Genomic DNA, 19,668 nt, shown 5'->3' on the forward strand with positions numbered 1-19,668 from the left:
TATTGTTCTATTTCTATTTTAAAACAAAAAAGACTGTAGGCAAACTCGATTTTCATCGAGTTTGTCTACAGTCTGAGCACCCTAAAGGGGTGTTTTTTTGTTTTGGAAAAAACAATTTTAATTTAAAGAATAAAAAAGGAATATATTTGCTTTTATCGTAAATTAATCGGTATAATTAGTACTAGGTACTATTACTAACTTACAATAAAGATTTGAGGTGTTGAGGATGATAGGTGCAAGAATTACAGCAATTGGGACATTTGTCCCCGAAAAAATATTAACAAATTTTGAACTTGAGCAAATGGTTGAAACGAATAATGAATGGATTATTCAAAGAACAGGCATTCATGAACGCAGAATTACGCGGCCAGATGAATTTACAAGCGATATATGTGTATCAGCTGTAAAGGATTTAATGTACAGATTCAACAAAAAAGTTGAAGATGTAGACATGATAATAGTAGCAACAAGCACACCAGATTTTCCATTTCCTTCAGTCTCTAGTATTATCCAAAATCAGTTAAACATCTCTCAAACAGGAGCAATCGATTTAAGTGCAGCATGTGCTGGATTCGTATATGCCTTGCATACTGCTCATAGTTTAATTTCATCAGGCCTTCACAAAAAGGTGTTAGTGATTGGTGCAGATACACTCTCAAAAATTACTGATTATACAGATAGAAGTACCTGTATTTTATTTGGGGATGGAGCGGGTGCCGTGTTAGTTGAAAGAGATGAAGAATCGAAAAGTTTCATTGGATTCCATCTTGGAAGTGATGGGAGCGGATCACAGCATGTATACCGTTCAGGTTTATCCAAAAAAGTCAATGGAATTGAATTAATAGATACTCAATTTCTTGTGCAGAATGGGAGAGAGGTTTTTCGTTGGGTTGTTAGGAATGTTCCTGCTAGTGTAAGGAGAATTTTGGAAAAAACACATACCAGTATAGATCAAGTAGATTGGTTTATCCCTCATAGTGCAAACTTAAGGTTGATTGAACCAATTTGTGATAAATTAGAATACCCAATGGAAAAGACACTTTACAGTTTAGTCAACTTTGGAAATACGTCGGCAGCAACCATTCCTTTAGCTCTTGATTTAGGAATTCGTTCGGGAAAAGTTAAAAATGGGGATCGAGTTCTTATGTATGGTTTTGGATCTGGGTTGGTTCATGCAGGACAGCTTTTAGAAATCAATTTAGATGAGCAAGTGAAAATACCAAGCCCACTTTGAAACTGTTATTAAAATGAAAAATGCATTTATAAATAGGTCGATAAATGATTAATTGACCAATTTTTATTTTTGGGTGCTATTTTTCCTAATTAATTATTTAAGTTTAGGGCAATAAGAAAAGAAAAGGTTAAAATTAAATCTGGGTATTCTTATTTTGCGAAAAAGATTAACCCTATTGAATTCTTACACACTGAAATTTTATAAACACTCATTAGAGATGTATCAGAAATGTAAAAAATACAAACTACCGCGGACTTTTTCTATCGAATGACCTGTATTGATATTTTTGTATGTCGGTAAAAAAAAAGTATTCACAAATCTTCAACCTTCTTCAATAATTCCCATAATTAATGGACATTTTATTATTATTGGGGGGTGATTGTTTTGACAGAAAAGGACTTTCAAAATGTTAGTTTAGGCGGGAAGATAGTAAAAGAAAAGGGAAATGGCGGAGATCAAATTCACGGCCGCGAGAAAGAAAATAAAAATGGAAAATTTAATACGAATCCCAAAGTCGATTTAAAGTAATAATGACAGAACCAGTTGACCATTTTGTTAACTGGTTTTTTTGTACAAAATTGATAATGGCTTTGATGGGTAAATAAGGAGGAAATTAACAATTGATATAAATTTTACAAAAAGTTATTGACTAAGATAAATATAAGAATTAAAATTATTTTGAATTAGAGATATTTTAAATAAAGGTAAAAATGTGTACATAGTCTAAATAAGGTTAACCTTATTTACATGCATTTGTTTAAAAAGAAACAACAAAGCTTAAATACGAGGAGAATGAAAATGGATTTTATAAATTTGGTACAGGATAGACGATCAGCGAGCAACTTTTTAGCAGACCAAGTAATAGATCAAAAAGAATTAAATGAAATATTTGAATTAGTAAAGCTTGGTCCATCGGCATTTAATTTACAGCATACAAAATATATAACTGTTCTAGACCCTGATTTGAAAGAACTAGTAAGGAAAGCAGCAAATGGACAGTACAAGGTTTCAAGTGCATCAGCAGTTGTATTCGTTGTAGGTGATAAAAATGCTTATCAGCAAGCTCCTGAAATTTATGAAGGATTAAAGCTGCTGGGCATTGTAAATAAACAAGAATATGATCACATGGTTAATGACACAATATCATTCTATGAATCTGGGGGCGAAGTATTTCAACGGGACGAGGCTATCAGAAATGCATCGCTGTCAGCCATGTTATTTATGTTAGCTGCAAAGGAAAAAGGTTGGGATACATGTCCAATGATTGGATTTAATCAACAGGAGATAAAGGATTTATTGAAAATTGATGAACAATATGAGGTTGTGCTGATGATAACAATAGGGAAGGAAAAGGTTTCAAGCAGAAAGCCAAGAGGCTATCGCAAACCTGTTAGTGAATTCGTTACTTATATATAAATTTCTAGTAAATAATAAGGAGTGTATTTTGTAGGAAAACAAAAAATGGGGATCCACCACAATTTATTTTCAATATCTAAAGACGTATCCTAGAGCAGAATAGACTAGTATATAGAATAGCAACATCTACATTGATTAGATGTTGCTTTAATTTATCTACAAGTGTTTAACCATAATTATATGTGGACCGATAGGTGGATAATCAAAAACCTCTCCATGTACTTCAAAACCTAATTTAGAATAGTAATCTTGTACTGACGTCCTGCCCTTGCACCACAACAGATCAAAACCTTGTCCTTTAATTAAACTTTCCGCTAAGGAAATAAGTGATTTCCCCGCTCCGAGCTTTCGAAATTCCTCTAGGGTTGCCATTCCACGTAAGCGATATTGCATTTCTGTTGAAAAATCTGGATTCTTTTCAATACAAAATGATGCAATACTAATTAATTTTCGTTGATAAAAAGCGCCAACATGAAAAGCTCCTGCCCCATAGTCAGTCTCATATTTACATTCATCTATTAACTGGTGCGGACGCAAAACAGAATGTCTAATTGAGTAAGTCATTTCTGGTTCAATTTTTCTAATCTCAATCATGCGATACCTCCCATTATTATATGGATTATTGATCTATGTAATAAATAATTCAAGGTTCTTACTATTAATCCTGCTTAAAATTAAAAGCTCCATTTTTTTTAAAGGGTTTAAACGTTTGTTTCTTATTTTTGGTAAACTATAATATATATAATTACTTTTAACATCTTTTGGGTTTATAAAGACAATTTAAAGTGAGGATAAAATGACTAAAGGACCAGATGAACAAAAACAAGTCGTATTACAAGTCGGAGCTGTACTTAAAAAGCTCCGTAAAGAAAAGAATTGGAGTCTTGAAGATTTATCGGAATTATCAGGAGTGAGTAAGCTAACATTAGGAAACATCGAGCGCGGTGAAACCAATCCAACAATAGGGATGTTATGGAAAATTTCGAAAACTTTATCGATTCCACTCATGTCTTTATTTTCTAATAAGGAAAATACTGTAAATCTGTCTCGTGCTGGAAAAGGATTAAGAATTACTGGTAATGAGAAAAGTTGGGCAATCGAACCGATTTTTCAAAATTCCACGAATGAAACGGAAATGTATCGGGCTTATTTACAGCCAAATAGCTCGTACTATCCAGAAAAACATCACCTGAATACGACAGAAATAGCGACAGTTATGACAGGAACTCTTTCAATTCAAGTTAATAATGAATCCTATAAGCTAAACCAATTTGATTCAATCAGTTTCGGAGCAGATGGGGAACATTCTTATACAAATGATTCAAACGAACTTGTAGTTCTCCATATAATATTAAAATATGGAGTCTAATCATCATGCGAATAAACATGGAATTAGCCCTCTATCTAAGGATAGAGGGTTATTTTACGTGATTCATTGTATTGAGAATATAAAAACATAGACAAAACACGAATGGTATATTATATTATACTAATCGCGCGTGATAATATATTATAATTTTTAACTTGAATATAGAAATGATCTTTATTCAATAAGGTAGAAGATACACGAATTTTCACGGCAACTGGAGGCAATACAATGAGTAAAACCAATCAAGCAACGATTGAACAGGAAAAAAAATCAGTCCCTATTGGCCGTAGAACCGCTGGGGTTTGGGTAATGATTATAGGAATTATATTTATTGCAACAAACCTTCGTTCTCCTTTAACTTCAGTAGGGCCGCTAGTAGGTTTTATAAGGGATTCAATGCATATTTCAAATACATTGGCAGGAATGATAACAACATTGCCTTTGCTTGCTTTTGCATTTTTCTCACCTATTGTTCCTAGATTAGGAAGAAAATATGGAATGGAACCCATCATTTTAGTCTCTATCATTGTTCTTACACTAGGAATCGTCTTGCGTTCCCTTTCTGGTGTTGCAGCCTTATATATCGGTACAGCAGTCATTGGCTTGGCTATTTCTGTTTGTAATGTATTGCTGCCCAGCCTTATTAAAAGAGAGTTCCCAGAAAAAATTGGCTTAATGACGGGTGTGTATTCCATTTTTATGAACCTATTTGGAGCAATAGCATCTGGAATTAGTGTACCAATTGCTGTTCATTTAGGATTCGGGTGGCAAGGTGCACTGGGAATATGGGGGATTGTAAGTTTTATAGCTATTTTGACTTGGCTTCCGCAAATGAAACGTCGCAATCGCACTGCTGCCAACGTTCAGAATAAACCAGATGAACGCATAGTAAATGTATGGTCTTCCGGAATTGCATGGCAAGTATCTTTGTTTATGGGTTTACAGTCCATGCTGTTTTACGTACTTATTGCTTGGCTGCCTGAAATTTTAAAGGTACAAGGCATAAGTTCTGATCAATCTGGCTGGTTGCTTACTATTATGCAATTAGCTTTGCTTCCATTTACATTTATCGTTCCCGTGATTGCTGGACGAATGTCCAGTCAGCGTTCCTTAGTTATCATTACCTCATGTTTGTTTATTGCTGGAACACTTGGCCTGCTTTACGGGAGTTCCTATTTACTTGTCCTTTGGGTGATTTTATTAGGAATTGGCGGAGGCTTTGCCTTTAGTTTAGCGATGATGTTCTTTAGTCTAAGAACAAGAAATTCACATCAAGCGGCAGAATTGTCTGGCATGGCTCAATCAGTCGGTTATTTACTTGCTGCTATTGCTCCAACGCTTTTTGGTTATATACATGATATAACAGATAGCTGGACGATCCCGCTTCTTATTATGACGGGTTCATCATTCTTGCTCTTTATATTTGGACTTGGCGCAGCTAGGAATCGATTTATTGCGTCTAGCACGTAAAAAAAGATTTGCTATATTTTTTAAAATATGGTAAATTGATTGGAAATTAGAGGTGGATAAAATGTTTGCTTTTAAAAAAATAATGTCATTAACTCAATTACATCATCATATTGATTAGCCTTGCTATACGATTTTAAAAAATCGAAAATAGGAAGGCTATTTATCATTAAACCGTATTTGATTAAGTTCAACACTTATATCAAGTGCGGTTTTTTATTTTATAAAAAAATATGGAGGTTACTAAAAATGAAAAAAATGAAAGCTCAAAATGTAAAGGGGACACAGGATTATTTGCCAAATGATGAAATGGTAAGGAAGGAAATTACAAAAGTTTTAGAGGACACGTTTGTCCAATATGGCTGCAAGCCACTTGAAACGCCGATTTTGAATTATACTGAAATACTTGCTTCAAAGTATGGCGGAGGAGCTGAAATTTTAGAAGAAATGTATACATTATCAGATAGAGGAGGAAGAGAACTTGCTTTAAGATATGATCTCACAATCCCTTTTGCAAAGGTAGTTGCAATGAATCCGGGAATTAGGATGCCCTTTAAGCGTTATGAGATTGGGAAAGTATTTAGAGATGGTCCCGTTAAGACTGGCAGGTTCCGTGAGTTTACTCAATGCGATGTGGATATGGTTGGAGTGGAGTCACAAATTGCAGAGGCAGAATTAATGAAAATGGCATTAGATGCGTTTAATAAACTTGGATTGAATGTAATCATTCAATTTAACAATCGAAAATTATTAACTGGAATGCTTGAATTCTTCGAAACAGATAATAAATGGATCAATAAAGTAGTGCTAATACTAGATAAACTTGAAAAAACAGGTTTAGAAGCTGTACTAGCTGAGCTCACTGAACTCGGACTGCAAGCTTCAACAATAAAATTAATCGAACAATTTTTGATTGAAAGTAATAATAAAAGTTACAGTTACTTTGAGCAAGCCTCCCAAAAAAATATTCTTGTTAAACAAGGGATTGAAGAGTTAAAAGAACTGGAAATGTATTTGGAATATCTTGATCTAAAAGAACAATGTGTATTTAATCCATTTTTAGCGAGAGGTTTAGAAATATATACGGGTACCATATATGAAATTTTCTTGGCAGATCAATCAATAAAGTCTAGCATTGGAAGTGGAGGAAGATATGACAATGCGATAGGTGGACTGATGGGAACTGAAGAAAGCTTTTCAACAGTAGGGATTTCTTTTGGTCTTGATGTGATTTACTCAGCTATTACAGCATCTAACAATATTTTCACAAAAAATACGTATGTTGATTTCTATATTATCCCCTTAAATACCAAGAAAGAATCGCTGCTGCTGGCATGTTATTTAAGAAGGAAGGGGTATAATGTTGAGTTAGAATTAGGAAATAAGAAGATTGGTAAGGCACTTGATAAAGCAAACAAGGAAAAAATTCGAACCGTCATAATAATTGGTGAAGATGAAGTCAAAAATAATCAATTTAAAATTAAGGATATGGCATCTGGAGAAGAAAGATATGAAGAATTTATGTTTAAAAGCTAAGTAGGAATTTGCTCACTAAGCAAATTGTATATGATGTGGAATTGGTTATTTGTGGTAATATTAAAGAAAGGGGGAGAGCTCGTGTATGGATTAGAAGCAGATTTTTGGCCAAAGTTATTTCTTATGTTAGCTATCATTTACCTGGTTTTAGTTCTGTTTAATATGATGATGGGGAAATGGCTAAAAGTAGAGAAAAAGAAGTTTCTTTCATATAACTACGTGAATGAAAAACACAAGAAAATTGATCGTGTAGTTAGAATCACTATCTTATTTATATTAATGGTCGGATTCTTCATTAATATTACAAGTGATCCTGTGGGTGCATTTTGGCTATTGCAACCAGCATCTATATTATTTGTTTTTATTTTTGTGACTGAATCTATTCGAGCTTTTATGGAATGGAAATATGCAGAAAATAAAAAAGCCTATATAGTAACGGTTAGCCAATTAATATTTATCTCTTTATTATTAATGTCTATAATTAAGACAAGTTTTTTTGGAATGTTTAGTTGACTCACATATAAATAATATACGTATGAATTAAAAGGGAGTACCTAGAAAGTTATGAGTTGATAATAATAGCAAATAATATATTCTTTAAATCCTAGGTAGAAAAACAAACAATCATTTCAGGGAGGTTTGTCTCATAATGGATAAACAAATAACTACAAAGTTTAGAATATATAGTTCTGCAATAGAGATATTTGAGGCGATAGTAGATCCGAAAAGAATTGGTAACTTTTGGTTTTCCTCAAGTTCGCATAGATGGGAACAAGATAAACAAATTACATTGAGATATGATGAATATGGAGCAGTGGGGATTATTAATGTATTAGAAGTTGACCTAAATAAGAAAATCGTCTTTGCTTGGGGAGCAGAACATGATAATGAAACGATTGTTACCATTACAATCAATGAGTTGGAAAAGATGAATACAATTGTAGAAATAAATGAATCAGGTTTCAAGGCAGAAGACCCAGATATAGTTGATAAAATGATTGGACAAAAAGAAGGCTGGGTTTATATGTTATCTTGTTTAAAATGTTATATAGAGAATGATGTTAAGAATTTAAGAGCTTCCTTGCTCCATTAGATTAATTCTTGCCTAAATAGATTGGCAGCCTCCAGGTATAGATGGTATCTAGATTTATGGAGGCTGCTAATTTTTACCCCTGAATGATCGAGTCTATAATGTGTATGGAGTCCCATTCCCCTGAAGAGAGTAAGATGATGGGATACTTTTTTGGAAAAAGAATTTTTTTTATCTGAATTGATGTCATCCCATTGTTATAGAGGCTGATCACTTTTTCCTGGAGTTCTAATAAATAATTTAGTTTTCTTTCTAAGGCATGACGCCCATTTTCTAAATAGCCAGCATGTGAACAGAACACATCATCAAAATCATAAGTTAAAACTCTCTTTAGAGACTCGATAATCATTGGAATACTTTCCTCACGTAATATGACCTTTGTTTTTTCCTGGCAATACAAATCCCCAGTAAATAGCTGACCTGTTTCACGATTCAAAAAAGCCAAATGTCCAATTGCATGACCAGGGGTTTTGATCACATCCCATGTTGTATTGCTTGAAGAAAAGGTTTCGCCCATTTCTTGTGCATGGAATGGCAATCGTTTTCCCCAAAATAACTTACGATACATTGGGTAATCTGCCTTCTTTTTACAATATTCAAGCATTTTATCATCCATATAAATAGGCAGCTGAAGTTCTTTCTGTAAAAATGCTGCACACCCAGTGTGATCCTCGTGAAAATGAGTAATCACAACTTGAGTGATGTCAGTTTGCCTGAAAAATGGCATGTATAAATGTTCTAATGATTTCGCTCCTGTATCAATTAAAACACTATCAACAACATAACAATGAACATTTAATTGTACCCCTTGAAAAGCTACTGAGCCGTGTCCAGATTGAACTCCATTTATCGTCTGCTGCTTAAAGTTCCTTTTTAATAACAAAAACAGACCCTCCCTAAAACCTCCATTTTATTAAATTCTAACGCATAATGAATAATCATTCATTATTATTCTTAAAAATATTGATAAAGGAAGGAGCAAAGTATTTTATTAGTGAACGATCACGGAAAACATGATTTCTTAATAAAAATGTGTGTTATTAATGGAAAAGTATATTCATGTAATCAAATAGACTCTAGCCTACAGTGCAAATACACGAATGTTTCCAACCTTTAATGAGTAATTATTAATGAATCAAGGGTTTTTGTTACTCTAAACGAAGAGAAAATGAAGCCTCATTGCTTGTTGTCAATGCAGAGGGTGAAAGGACCCTTCTGCTATGGCAGTATGCAAATTACCAGTATTTTATAATAAAAGTGAATAGAATAAAGAAAAAATTTAATGAGCATTTTACTTTCATGATGACGGAAAATTATTTATTATTTGAATATATTTAGTTCAGGGGGGAAAATATTGGGGAATTATATTTGTGTCACTTGTGGGGTCCAATATGAAAGTTCAATCCAAGTACCAGACCAATGTGTGATATGTAATGAAGAAAGACAATATGTAAATAAAAACGGACAGTCTTGGGTTACCTTAGAAACTATGATCAAAGAAAACTACTATAATAATATTCTTTTTGAAGAAAAAGGATTACATAGCATAACTACATCTCCAGCATTTGGCATTGGCCAAACAGCATATCTTGTCCAGAGTGATGGCTTTAATTTGTTATGGGATTGCATATCATTTATTGACGTAAAAACATTAAATAAAATCAGAGAGCTGGGAGGACTTAATGCTATTGCCTTATCCCACCCTCATTATTATTCAACCCAAGTAGAGTGGGCAGAAGCATTTGATGTACCAATTTATATTCATGAAGATGATAAGGAATGGGTAATGAGACAAAGTGATAAGATTATTTTCTGGTCCGGTGAATCCCATGAATTGCATGATGGTTTAGTCATTCATCGTTTAGGTGGGCATTTTAAAGGAGGGGCAGTATTGGAATGGAAAGGCGGGAATGAGCAAAAGGGGATATTACTAACAGGTGATATCATCCAAGTTGCTGCAGACAATCGATGGGTGAGTTTTATGTATAGCTACCCTAATCTAATCCCACTCCCTGCAGCAAAAGTACAGGAAATTGCCAACGTCGTAAGTGAATTAACTTTTGATCGTATATATAATGCTTTTCATCGCGTAGTAAAAAAAGATGCTAAAATGGCTGTACAGAAGTCGGCAAAAAGGTATGTAGATGCATTAAATGGTTTATTATTCAATACGTAACATAGGAAGTGAATTTATTATGAACCGTATTTGATTCATATCGATCAAGTACGGTTTTATTATGTTTACATGGTGTACCAACTAAATCTGACAAGAGATTATGAACAAACCAACAGGAGGAAATACCAAGCCTAATATCGAAATAAGACACATATCCTTAAAGTGGAAAAATATTTAATGGAGGTTTTATACATGAACCCACCAAAGCATATTGTTTCAGCAGCAACGATAGTATTAAATGATCAAGGAGAAATCTTATTAATTAAAGGACCTCGTAGAGGATGGGAGATGCCCGGGGGGCAAGTGGAAGAAGGAGAATCACTAAAAGATGCTGCAATTAGGGAGACAAAAGAAGAATCTGGTATTGATATCGCAGTAACAAAATTTTGTGGTATTTTTCAAAATGTTGATCGCTCTATCTGTAATACATTATTTTTGGCTAAAGCCATTGGCGGAGTACCTGCAACTAGCCCAGAGAGTTTAGAAGTAGGCTTTTTCCCAATAAAACAAGCGTTAGAAATGGTAACTTGGAAAAATTTTAGGCAAAGAATAGAATACTGTTTAGATGATTGTGTACAGCCCTTTTATGTGGAATTTTCTGGTGGGGAAAATGAGGAGATAATTTGTAAATTATAATATGGGAACAGTATAACTATTTACATAGTTTATTTTCTATTATATTACCGGGCAGATATAATTATTAGAAATCAGGAACCGCTCATGCAGGTTCTATGTGCGGTTCCTGAAATCTACTTACATGATTTAATATGGTTTGATAATATACTAGGTCCTAATTTATTTGTCTTTGAATTAGATAGTCTAACCTGAACATGGATATTCTCCATTTTTGCTGTGATTAAGTCAAATCTTCCTGCCCATGTTGGACTTTCTTCTTCTGGTGTTGGATAAAGCCTGAAGCGCCAGCTAATTTCGTCGGGAATATATGCAAAACCTTCATAACTATCGTAATTTCCGTATGTTGAAGGGGCTGGCAGGTGTACAGCAAAAATACTTATATTCGTTCGTGGAAAGCTTGGTGGATGCAATTGAACCTTATAAATCAATGCTATTCCTTTTGCGTTGGTAAGAGTTTTATCTGTTGGCTCTAAAACTAAACTGCAAGGCATACTAATTGCATTTGTTAAAGATGGATTTATAACCAAGAAAGTCAGTAAGAATAATCCCATAATAATTCGTTTCATAAATCACCTCGTATATTTTCTTTTTTATTTTGTCCAAGCTTGTTCTAATTAATTTACTTATCATTTGCTTATATTGAAGAGGGCGGAGGAATGCTAGTGAAAAAAAACTCTATCAAAATTGTAAAATTTAACCCTAGGTATGCGAAACAAACAGTGGAGATGTGGCGAGATAGCAAAGAGCAGGCGATCGGTCAGAAAGAATTCCATAGTTTTGACAATCACTTATATTTTTTAAATCAGATATTAACTGAAAAATTTTTTGTAGAATTGGCGCTTTTAGATGAAAAAGTAGTAGGAATGATTGCTTATAATGATAAAGAAATAAATCAGCTCTATACCCACATAGAATTTCAAGGAATCGGAATTGGTACAACCTTGCTGGAAAGAGTGAAAGCACAATCAAGCGGGAGGTTATCATTATATACATTCGAAGTAAACAAAAAAGCTCAACGATTCTATGAAAAGCATGGATTTAAAATTATAGGGAGAGGACACGCAAATGAAGAAAATTTACCAGATATTCTTTATGAATGGATTTCAAAATAAAGGAGAAGAATCCTTATAATTCAGTGTAAATGAATCAAATAAATAATCAGCTGAATTTTGAAATAGTTATGTAATATATGTAAAAAAATAAACTTAACTTGAAAAACCATACCCTTTATACGTATAACTGCAGCACCATATTAAGTGATTTTCGCAGAGGGTGTTTTTACCCTTGATCGGTTAAAAGCTGTAAATTTGGCGTCTCCAAAAAGTTTTAATGAGGGAAATAATAGTTAATATAGAAGGCAATCCAGAATAAAGTAATATGATTTTAATATTCCTTTAACAATGAATGGTTTGAAATTTAGTACAATAATTCAGATAACAATTCATGAAAAAGTAGGGATAGCTTTTGAAAGAAACAATTTATAATTATGAAGATTTATTATTAATGTTAGACTCTTTATTAAGAGAACCATCTCAATTTTGGAATGATTTTTATACTGACCGTGAAAAGAGTGTTCCTTTTTTTGTTCATTCACCAGATGAAAATTTAGTTAGTTACTTCGATAAGAATTATTTCGAAAAGGGGAAAGTTTTGGAATTAGGATGTGGCCCAGGACGAAATGCCATTTATTTAGCAAATAAAGGATGCAGTATAGATGCAGTGGATTTATCGATAGAATCGATAAAATGGGCTAAAGAACGAGCAATGGAAAGCAATGTCAAGGTTAACTTTATCCACTCAAATATTTTTGAATTGGACATGGAAGATGGATCATATGACCTGGTTTATGATTCAGGCTGCTTTCATCATATCGCTCCACATAGAAGAATGAGTTATATTAATATAGTGAAAAAAGCCTTAAAACCAAATGGATTTTTTGCAATGACATGTTTTGTCCAAGGCGGCGAGTTAGGCGGAGCAGAAATTTCTGATTGGGACGTCTATCGATTATTAAGTCTTAAAGGTGGTTTAGGATATACAGAGGAAAAACTAAGAGCAATATTTAAAGATTTTAAGTTAATCGAAATAAGAAATATGAAGGAATGCCGACAGGAGGATAATATTTTCGGTGTTTCAGGAATGCAGGCTGCTTTATTTCAAAAATAATTTTTCAAGATATGAAGATTAAGAGATCATTTAAAGGGAGAGTAAGGATGTCCAAGTTGAGGTTTTATTGCCGGAAGAATACATTGAAGAGTTAAGGAATAGGCTAAATGATATTGGTGCAATAACTGTAGGCAAATATGATCATGTCATTTCATACTCGGTTGTTCAAGGGTTTTGGAGGCCATTGATGGGATCTAGGCCATTCAATGGGGAGGCTGGTAAAATTTCATCTGGAACTGAATGTAAAATGGAGTTTAAATGTTTATACGAAAATATCGGAGAAGTGAAAAATATCATAAATAGTATTCATCCTTATGAGGAACCTGTGATCAATATTATGCCATTGCTGGGTTAAAGTATTGGAGGAAAAATGAATCACTTTCAATTAATGAAGATTAACAATCTTGATACGATTGATCTGAATCAGCTGATAAATGAAAGTATAGAGGAAGGCTTTGGTTTTTTAACTAGATTGGTTAATGACTATAAGAATGGGACGAATACCTTTAACAAATTTGGTGAGGCTTTGTATGGTGTTTTTAATGTAAAAGGTGTTCTTGTTGCAATTGGAGGCCTTAATATAGATCCTTTTTCCAGTGAACAAGTTATTGGCAGGATACGAAGGTTTTATGTCTGTAAAGAGTATAGAAGAAGTGGTATTGGAAGTATGCTGCTAACAAAGATTATTGAGGATGCAAAAGATTATTATCATGTTTTAGTGCTTTATACAGATACAAAAACTGGAGCCCTTTTTTATAGCTCACATGGATTTTTAATGTCGAATATGTATGCTAATTCTACACATTATAAAATGCTGAAATAGAGATAAATAATCATTTTCTTAAAAAAGAACTAATTTCCAAATGAACCATCGTTATTTTTCAAACATGGGGTGTGAATATGAGTTTTTCTGAGATTGCAATCATGGTTCTCGTTTTTAGTGGACTATTCATATATTTTTTAGTCCCATTTGAAAGATCGGCAAATATAACAAATCAGCAAAAAGGTAAATTAATTTTTAACAGAGTTTTAAAAGATCGAATCTTTTACATCCTTCATCAAAAGAAAGCTATTTTCGCTTGTATTTTATTAGTTGTTACACTTTTGGGTACTTGGTTCGGTTATGCAACAGCGGAAGATCATATAAATGCACACAGTGGATATTCACCAATCAGTATGAAAGAAAATGCCTACTTTACGATGGGAATTGTTCTCTTATATTCTTTATTTTTATTTTTTCTTATCGTATTTATGAATGCTCTAAAGGTATACAAGGAGTAATCAAGTGAGATAAGAAAATGAATATTTCTAATCAGTTTTGTTAGGCTTGTAAATTTTTTCGAAAACCTTTTGAAAGCAGTAATTTATTATTGCATCACCCAAAATTATCAGTAAAAAATAATAGGATTTCACATTTATTTTAAAGAAATTAGTTTTTCTGAATAGAGAAATGACTGGAAATGCATAAATTAAATCCGCTACGAAATTGATTAGAGCATATAAGAGAAACTTTCCTTTTGATAAATAAAAGAACCAAATATTTAAAACGAGGTATGGTCCAAAAATAAGAAGTAACGCAGTATGCAGCATTTCTTTTTGTTTTCCTTTTACTTTCCAAAGTTTATATGCAGAAAAAAGAAAAATTTCTCCTAAAAGGATCATGGAGGAAAATAAGGTAACAGGCAAATATTTGATGAACACTTGTTTTTTGTTTGGCAGAAAAATCACAGTCAGCCACGAAATGATAAACATGGCTATTCTAATTCTAGGTTGCATCATTTCATCATTATTTAAGGGTTTCTTAAGGCCAGATATATTATTCCCATAAAAGATAAAAGTACTAACTGTATAAGAGTATTTTATTTATCATAAAATACAAATTAGTATTGCAATTCCTATCCAAAGGGATATAATAATTTAAAATACTTTTAAAAAATCAATGACAAAGAGAGTAGTTATTTGTGACGGTAAAGCGAGTCAGGGATGGTGAAAGCCTGATCATGGAACACATAATGAACCGCACTTTGGAGATGCTTTCCTGAAAGATACATAGGGAGAGCCGGGGTGAACCCCGTTATCAATTGGAGTGGTTTTTTTAAACAAGTAGAGTGGTACCGCGGGTTAATTTAAAATCCCGTCTCTTTTTCTTAGGAAAAAGAGACGGGATTTTTTTAGTTGAGGAGGAAAGAGAAATGGATTATAAAATGGAATTGGCAGATGTCCTTTACGATCAATTAAAAGAGCATATAGGAAAAAGTAAGTTGATGGCCATGATAGAAAAACCAAAATTTGAGAATATGGGCGATTTAGCGTTTCCCTGTTTCGAATTAGCAAAAATTTATCGTAAGGCACCCCAGACCATTGCAATTGAACTCATAAAAAACATGGGGGATTCAAACTTTATTCAGAATGCGGAGGCAGTGAATGGGTATGTCAATGTATTTTTAAATAAAAGGGAAGTGTCCACACGTATTATTCAGGAAGTTCTCTCAAGTAAGGAAAAATATGGGGATATTAACATAGGCAATCAGGACATTATTACGATTGATTTTTCATCCCCCAATATTGCGAAACCTTTTTCAATGGGGCATCTCCGTTCCACAGTAATTGGGAATTCACTTGCACATATCTCTGAAAAATGTGGGTTCAAGCCGATTAGAATTAATCATTTAGGTGATTGGGGCACACAATTTGGCAAATTAATTGTAGCCTATAAAATGTGGGGAGAGGAGCAGAAGGTAAAAAAAAATCCGATCAAAGAGCTGTTAAGCCTGTATGTTCAATTTCATGAGGAGGCAGAACTTGATTCGAGTTTAAACGATCAAGGAAGACTGTGGTTTAAAAAGCTTGAAGAAGGAGATAAGGAAGCATTCGAACTATGGGAATGGTTTAGAGAGGAATCATTAAAGGAATTTTCGAAAATATATGATTTATTAGGAGTGAGCTTTGATTCCGTTCATGGCGAAGCTTTTTATAATGATAAAATGGATCAAGTAGTTCAAATACTTGAGGAAAAGCAATTATTAAAAGAATCGGAAGGAGCAAAAGTAGTAGAAATTAACGGCGATTTACCTCCTTGTTTAATTAAGAAAAAAGATGGCACCACTCTGTATGCTACCCGTGATTTAGCAGCAGCTATTTATCGCCAAACTCATTACGGGTTTGTTCAGTCATTATATGTTGTTGGGAATGAGCAAACACTCCATTTTAAACAATTATTCGAAGTGCTGCAGAAAATGGATTATACATGGCATGAAGGACTCAAGCATATTCCTTTTGGGATGATGCTAAAAGATGGGAAGAAAATGTCTACACGAAAGGGAAAAGTTGTATTATTGGAGGAAGTATTAAATGATGCGATAAATCTTGCAAAGAAGAACATTATGGTGAAGAATCCTGAGCTGGAATCTAAAGATACAGTTGCCCGGCAGGTTGGTGTAGGTGCTGTCATATTTCATGATTTAAAAAATTATCGATTAAATGATATAGAATTTTCTTTGGATGACATGCTGCGTTTTGAAGGTGAAACCGGTCCATATATTCAATATACGCACGCACGTGCATCTTCCATATTGAAAAAGGGAAATTTTGTTGAAAGCAATGATAAGTTAGCGATTACAGATGATGAAGCATGGTTGATAATAATAAATCTTATGGCTTTTCCAGCAGTCATTAAGCGTGCATTTGATGAATATGATCCATCCCAAATTGCTAAATATGTAATTGAACTGTCTAAGGCATTTAATAAATATTATGGATCTGTTCGTATTTTAGCTGATCATGAACATAAACAAGCGAGGTTATCATTAGTATTTACTGTTCAAATCGTTCTAAAAGAGGGCTTAAGATTATTAGGAATTAAAGCGCCAACAGAAATGTGAGTGTTCCCTTTAAGGAGATAATATTTACTTAACTGAAGAGGAGTTTTTCATTGAACCGGTCCTTTTATGCTTTATTAATCAGTCAAACATCAACAAATCTCGGATTTGCATTGTATACAATGATCGTTGTTTTACATCTTTTTAATGAAACAGGTTCTACTGCCTTGTCAGCAGCAGTCACTTTAGTTAGTGTCATCGCACGGATGGGCAGCGGGCTTATATTGCCGGCAATATCAGATCGATTTCTGCTGACTCATTTGTTAAGGTTTGCTCAAATGAGTCAGCTCCTATTGCTGGTTATCATATTTGTACTCTTTCAACAAAAACTGACGACTGCCATTTTAGTACTTATCTTTATAATACTAGCGACCATTTCCTTTTTTAATGGATTTTTTTCTCCCATCAAGAGCTCTTTAGTTAAATCGATTGTCGATGATAGCAGGAGGGTTAAAGCAAACAGTCTCATCTCAAGTGTGGATCAAACATTTTTGTTTGCCGGATGGACATTTGGCGGCATGCTTCTTGCTTTTTTAGGTGATGAAACAACTTTTGCTATTACATTTGGATTACTTGGCATCTCAATCGTTTGTTTACTTTTTGTAAGGGTAAACAAACCAATACCTATTCACTCACAGGGTGGATATTTAGAAAGCATAACAACTGGATGGAAACAGCTTTTTCACCATAAGGGTTTAAGGATCTTAGTCATCATGGATTTAATGGAAGCATGGGTTGGAACGATTTGGATAGGTGCAGTTACTTTAACCTTCACACAGGAAGCACTCGGGAAAGGTGAAACTTGGTGGGGGTATATTAATGGCAGCTATTATTTAGGCACAATCATTGGTGGAATAATTGTTTTTCGTTTATCTAAATGGATTCAAGGTCGTTTAACAGTCTTTATGCTTGCAGGGTCTTTCTTTTTCGGACTGCTCACTTTTATTTATGGATTTATCTCGCAGCCGTTTCTAGCATTAGTTCTTGTGCTATTAATGGGACCAGCGTATCAATTGAGAGATTTGGCACAGGAAACCATGTTTCAAAATAGTGTAGATGATCAAACATTGACGAAAATACTTGCTGCACGGTCAACACTTGTTCAGTTTATTTTTATTTTCTCTGTTATTGGAATTGGGGTATTAACAGACCTTATTGGTGTTCGTTTAATTTATATTTTGTCAGGTTGTTTATTGATAATTTCAGCTATTTACGGCTTTATTCACCTCCATATAAAAGGCATTGGATCGACTTTAGAGACTGAAAAAGTAAAAGCTTCTTGAGAAAGTTTGTCAATGATTATTAATACACAAAAAATGCTTGGAACATCCTTGCGTTTTCTAGGAGTAAGTTTTTTCTGCTGTTTTACCACAATCTTTTGAAATAAGTATGTTAAAATAGAATTATGTAAATTCTGAATTTTAACTTTAAAGGGTGATACATATGAGATTAATGGGGAAAACAGCTGTAATTACAGGTGGGGCGAGTGGTATTGGCTTAGAAGCTGTTAAACTTTTTGCTAGTGAAGGCGCAAATGTAGCAATGGTCGATTTTAATGAACTAGAGGGTAAGAAATATGCAAATGGAAGTAACATTCTATTTTTCCAAGCGGACGTGTCAAATCGAGAAAGTGTAGATCGTTCGATCCAAGATGTCATCGAGGCGTTTGGGAAAATTGATATTTTAATTAATAATGCGGGCATTACAAAAGATGCAACCTTACGAAAAATGACGATTGAAGATTTTCAAAAAGTGATAGACGTGAATCTAACAGGAGTTTTTCATTGTACACAAGCTGTACTTCCTATTATGCTGGAGGCAGGGAAAGGGAAAATCATTAATACTTCCTCAATTGCAGGGGTTGGGGGGAATTTTGGACAAACGAACTACTCTGCTGCAAAAGCAGGTGTAATCGGATTAACAAAAACATGGGCAAAAGAATTAGGTAGAAAAGGAATTAATGTAAATGCAGTTGCCCCAGGTTTTATCGAGACGGACATGATAAGTACGATACCTGAACATATCCTAATGCAAATTAAATTAATTACACCTAGTAACCGTCTGGGAAAGCCAAAGGATATTGCTAATGCATATTTATTCCTAGCATCAGATGAATCCGATTTTATAAATGGACATGTATTAAGTGTTGATGGGGGAATGATGAAATAGTTCATCACCATATTTACTTTAATAGAGAGGGAAACGTATTGATTAAAGAAATAGATATTACTAATAAATTGATTGCTGAAAATGTTCTGAACATTCAAATTCCGTCGTACCAGATAGAAGCTGAAATAATCGGTTATTCTGACATCCCGCCATTAAAGGATACAATTTCTGCATTGATGAATTGTGGAGAAACATTCATTGGTTATTACATAGATGAAGAGTTAAGTGGCGCCATTTCTTTAAAGAGAGACAAGGATGAAATTGATATCCACCGGTTGATGGTCCACCCAAAGCATTTTCGAAAAGGAATTGCAAAGAAGCTTCTAAATTATATCGAAAGTAATGCAGACGGGATAAAAACACTAATCGTATCAACAGGCTCCAAAAATATGCCTGCAATTTATTTTTATGAAAAATTTGGCTTTGTAAAAACAGGAGAAATGATTATAAACGAACAGTTATCTCTTACTTCTTTCTTAAAACGAATAAAATAGACTTATTAAGGGGCTGCGGGACAGCTCCTTTTTCTGT

22 protein-coding genes and 1 other annotated feature are annotated in these 19,668 nt (G+C 33.8%); of the genes, 19 read left to right on the plus strand and 3 right to left on the minus strand.

All coding sequences use genetic code 11. The features are described from left to right. Positions 1-226 precede the first annotated feature (226 nt). The 3 genes from ASU02_RS15060 (at position 227) to ASU02_RS15065 (ending at position 2,650) form a co-directional block, all read left to right on the plus strand. Positions 227-1,234, plus strand: a complete 1,008-nt coding sequence (locus ASU02_RS15060) for a ketoacyl-ACP synthase III (RefSeq protein ID WP_057765038.1) — start codon at positions 227-229, stop codon at positions 1,232-1,234. Positions 1,235-1,618: 384 nt separating this feature from the next. After that, entirely contained in the window at positions 1,619-1,762 is a 144-nt protein-coding gene (locus tag ASU02_RS26705; RefSeq protein WP_165571608.1) for a hypothetical protein, read from the plus strand. Between the two features lie 264 nt (positions 1,763-2,026). Continuing rightward, entirely contained in the window at positions 2,027-2,650 is a 624-nt protein-coding gene (locus ASU02_RS15065) for a nitroreductase family protein (protein ID WP_057765040.1), read from the plus strand. 156 nt (positions 2,651-2,806) lie between these two features. Here the strand turns inward: ASU02_RS15065 and ASU02_RS15070 are convergent, their stop codons facing one another. Beyond that, positions 2,807-3,244, minus strand: coding sequence for a GNAT family N-acetyltransferase (locus tag ASU02_RS15070; RefSeq protein ID WP_057765042.1), 438 nt, complete (start codon positions 3,242-3,244; stop codon positions 2,807-2,809). A 202-nt stretch (positions 3,245-3,446) separates the two neighbouring features. On the opposite strand from ASU02_RS15070, the gene ASU02_RS15075 reads away from it, so the two are divergent. From ASU02_RS15075 to ASU02_RS15095, 5 genes are all read left to right on the plus strand, one after another. Beyond that, entirely contained in the window at positions 3,447-4,019 is a 573-nt protein-coding gene (locus tag ASU02_RS15075; RefSeq protein ID WP_057765044.1) for a helix-turn-helix domain-containing protein, read from the plus strand. 228 nt (positions 4,020-4,247) lie between these two features. Further along, complete coding sequence (locus ASU02_RS15080; protein WP_057765046.1) at positions 4,248-5,489, plus strand: CynX/NimT family MFS transporter; 1,242 nt, start codon at positions 4,248-4,250, stop codon at positions 5,487-5,489. A 246-nt stretch (positions 5,490-5,735) separates the two neighbouring features. Further along, complete coding sequence (locus ASU02_RS15085) at positions 5,736-7,022, plus strand: histidine--tRNA ligase (RefSeq protein WP_057765048.1); 1,287 nt, start codon at positions 5,736-5,738, stop codon at positions 7,020-7,022. A gap of 81 nt (positions 7,023-7,103) precedes the next feature. Next, positions 7,104-7,535, plus strand: coding sequence for a DUF4181 domain-containing protein (locus ASU02_RS15090; protein ID WP_057765049.1), 432 nt, complete (start codon positions 7,104-7,106; stop codon positions 7,533-7,535). Between the two features lie 136 nt (positions 7,536-7,671). Then, positions 7,672-8,115: an SRPBCC family protein gene (locus ASU02_RS15095; RefSeq protein WP_057765051.1), complete on the plus strand. Its 444-nt coding sequence runs from the start codon at positions 7,672-7,674 to the stop codon at positions 8,113-8,115. 73 nt (positions 8,116-8,188) lie between these two features. On the opposite strand, the gene ASU02_RS15100 is transcribed toward ASU02_RS15095, so the two are convergent. Next, positions 8,189-8,995, minus strand: coding sequence for an MBL fold metallo-hydrolase (locus ASU02_RS15100; RefSeq protein ID WP_095396724.1), 807 nt, complete (start codon positions 8,993-8,995; stop codon positions 8,189-8,191). 471 nt (positions 8,996-9,466) lie between these two features. Here ASU02_RS15100 and ASU02_RS15105 point away from each other — a divergent pair, with 471 nt between their 5' ends. Next, positions 9,467-10,288, plus strand: a complete 822-nt coding sequence (locus ASU02_RS15105; protein ID WP_057765055.1) for an MBL fold metallo-hydrolase — start codon at positions 9,467-9,469, stop codon at positions 10,286-10,288. A 192-nt stretch (positions 10,289-10,480) separates the two neighbouring features. Further along, positions 10,481-10,924, plus strand: a complete 444-nt coding sequence (locus ASU02_RS15110) for an NUDIX hydrolase (RefSeq protein WP_095396725.1) — start codon at positions 10,481-10,483, stop codon at positions 10,922-10,924. A gap of 113 nt (positions 10,925-11,037) precedes the next feature. Here ASU02_RS15110 and ASU02_RS15115 read toward each other — a convergent pair whose 3' ends face one another. Next, positions 11,038-11,490 (minus strand): hypothetical protein, encoded by a 453-nt coding sequence (locus ASU02_RS15115; RefSeq protein WP_057765059.1) that lies wholly within the window; start codon positions 11,488-11,490, stop codon positions 11,038-11,040. Between the two features lie 90 nt (positions 11,491-11,580). On the opposite strand from ASU02_RS15115, the gene ASU02_RS15120 reads away from it, so the two are divergent. The 9 genes from ASU02_RS15120 (at position 11,581) to ASU02_RS15165 (ending at position 19,631) form a co-directional block, all read left to right on the plus strand. Continuing rightward, a complete protein-coding gene (locus ASU02_RS15120; protein ID WP_408607279.1) occupies positions 11,581-12,036 on the plus strand; it encodes a GNAT family N-acetyltransferase in 456 nt (151 codons plus the stop codon). A 352-nt stretch (positions 12,037-12,388) separates the two neighbouring features. Continuing rightward, positions 12,389-13,090, plus strand: coding sequence for a class I SAM-dependent methyltransferase (locus tag ASU02_RS15125; RefSeq protein ID WP_057765062.1), 702 nt, complete (start codon positions 12,389-12,391; stop codon positions 13,088-13,090). Between the two features lie 67 nt (positions 13,091-13,157). After that, the gene (gene cutA, locus ASU02_RS15130) at positions 13,158-13,445 is read left to right on the plus strand and encodes a divalent cation tolerance protein CutA (protein ID WP_057765064.1); all 288 of its coding nucleotides are present in this window, start codon (positions 13,158-13,160) and stop codon (positions 13,443-13,445) included. A 15-nt stretch (positions 13,446-13,460) separates the two neighbouring features. After that, positions 13,461-13,913 carry a GNAT family N-acetyltransferase gene (locus ASU02_RS15135; RefSeq protein WP_057765065.1) on the plus strand — a complete coding sequence of 151 codons (453 nt, stop codon included), beginning with the start codon at positions 13,461-13,463 and terminating at the stop codon, positions 13,911-13,913. Positions 13,914-13,990: 77 nt separating this feature from the next. After that, complete coding sequence (locus tag ASU02_RS15140) at positions 13,991-14,371, plus strand: hypothetical protein (protein WP_057765067.1); 381 nt, start codon at positions 13,991-13,993, stop codon at positions 14,369-14,371. A 649-nt stretch (positions 14,372-15,020) separates the two neighbouring features. Then, positions 15,021-15,235 (plus strand) — a binding site (T-box leader). A 47-nt stretch (positions 15,236-15,282) separates the two neighbouring features. After that, positions 15,283-16,971 carry an arginine--tRNA ligase gene (gene argS, locus ASU02_RS15150; protein ID WP_057765071.1) on the plus strand — a complete coding sequence of 563 codons (1,689 nt, stop codon included), beginning with the start codon at positions 15,283-15,285 and terminating at the stop codon, positions 16,969-16,971. Between the two features lie 50 nt (positions 16,972-17,021). Continuing rightward, positions 17,022-18,251, plus strand: coding sequence for an MFS transporter (locus ASU02_RS15155; RefSeq protein WP_057765073.1), 1,230 nt, complete (start codon positions 17,022-17,024; stop codon positions 18,249-18,251). A 160-nt stretch (positions 18,252-18,411) separates the two neighbouring features. After that, complete coding sequence (locus tag ASU02_RS15160; RefSeq protein ID WP_057765075.1) at positions 18,412-19,137, plus strand: beta-ketoacyl-ACP reductase; 726 nt, start codon at positions 18,412-18,414, stop codon at positions 19,135-19,137. A gap of 38 nt (positions 19,138-19,175) precedes the next feature. Beyond that, positions 19,176-19,631 (plus strand): GNAT family N-acetyltransferase, encoded by a 456-nt coding sequence (locus tag ASU02_RS15165; RefSeq protein WP_057765078.1) that lies wholly within the window; start codon positions 19,176-19,178, stop codon positions 19,629-19,631. Positions 19,632-19,668: the final 37 nt, after the last annotated feature.

Origin of the sequence: Cytobacillus praedii (assembly GCF_001439605.1) — a bacterium.
Taxonomy (GTDB): Bacteria; Bacillota; Bacilli; order Bacillales; family Cytobacillaceae; genus Cytobacillus; species Cytobacillus praedii.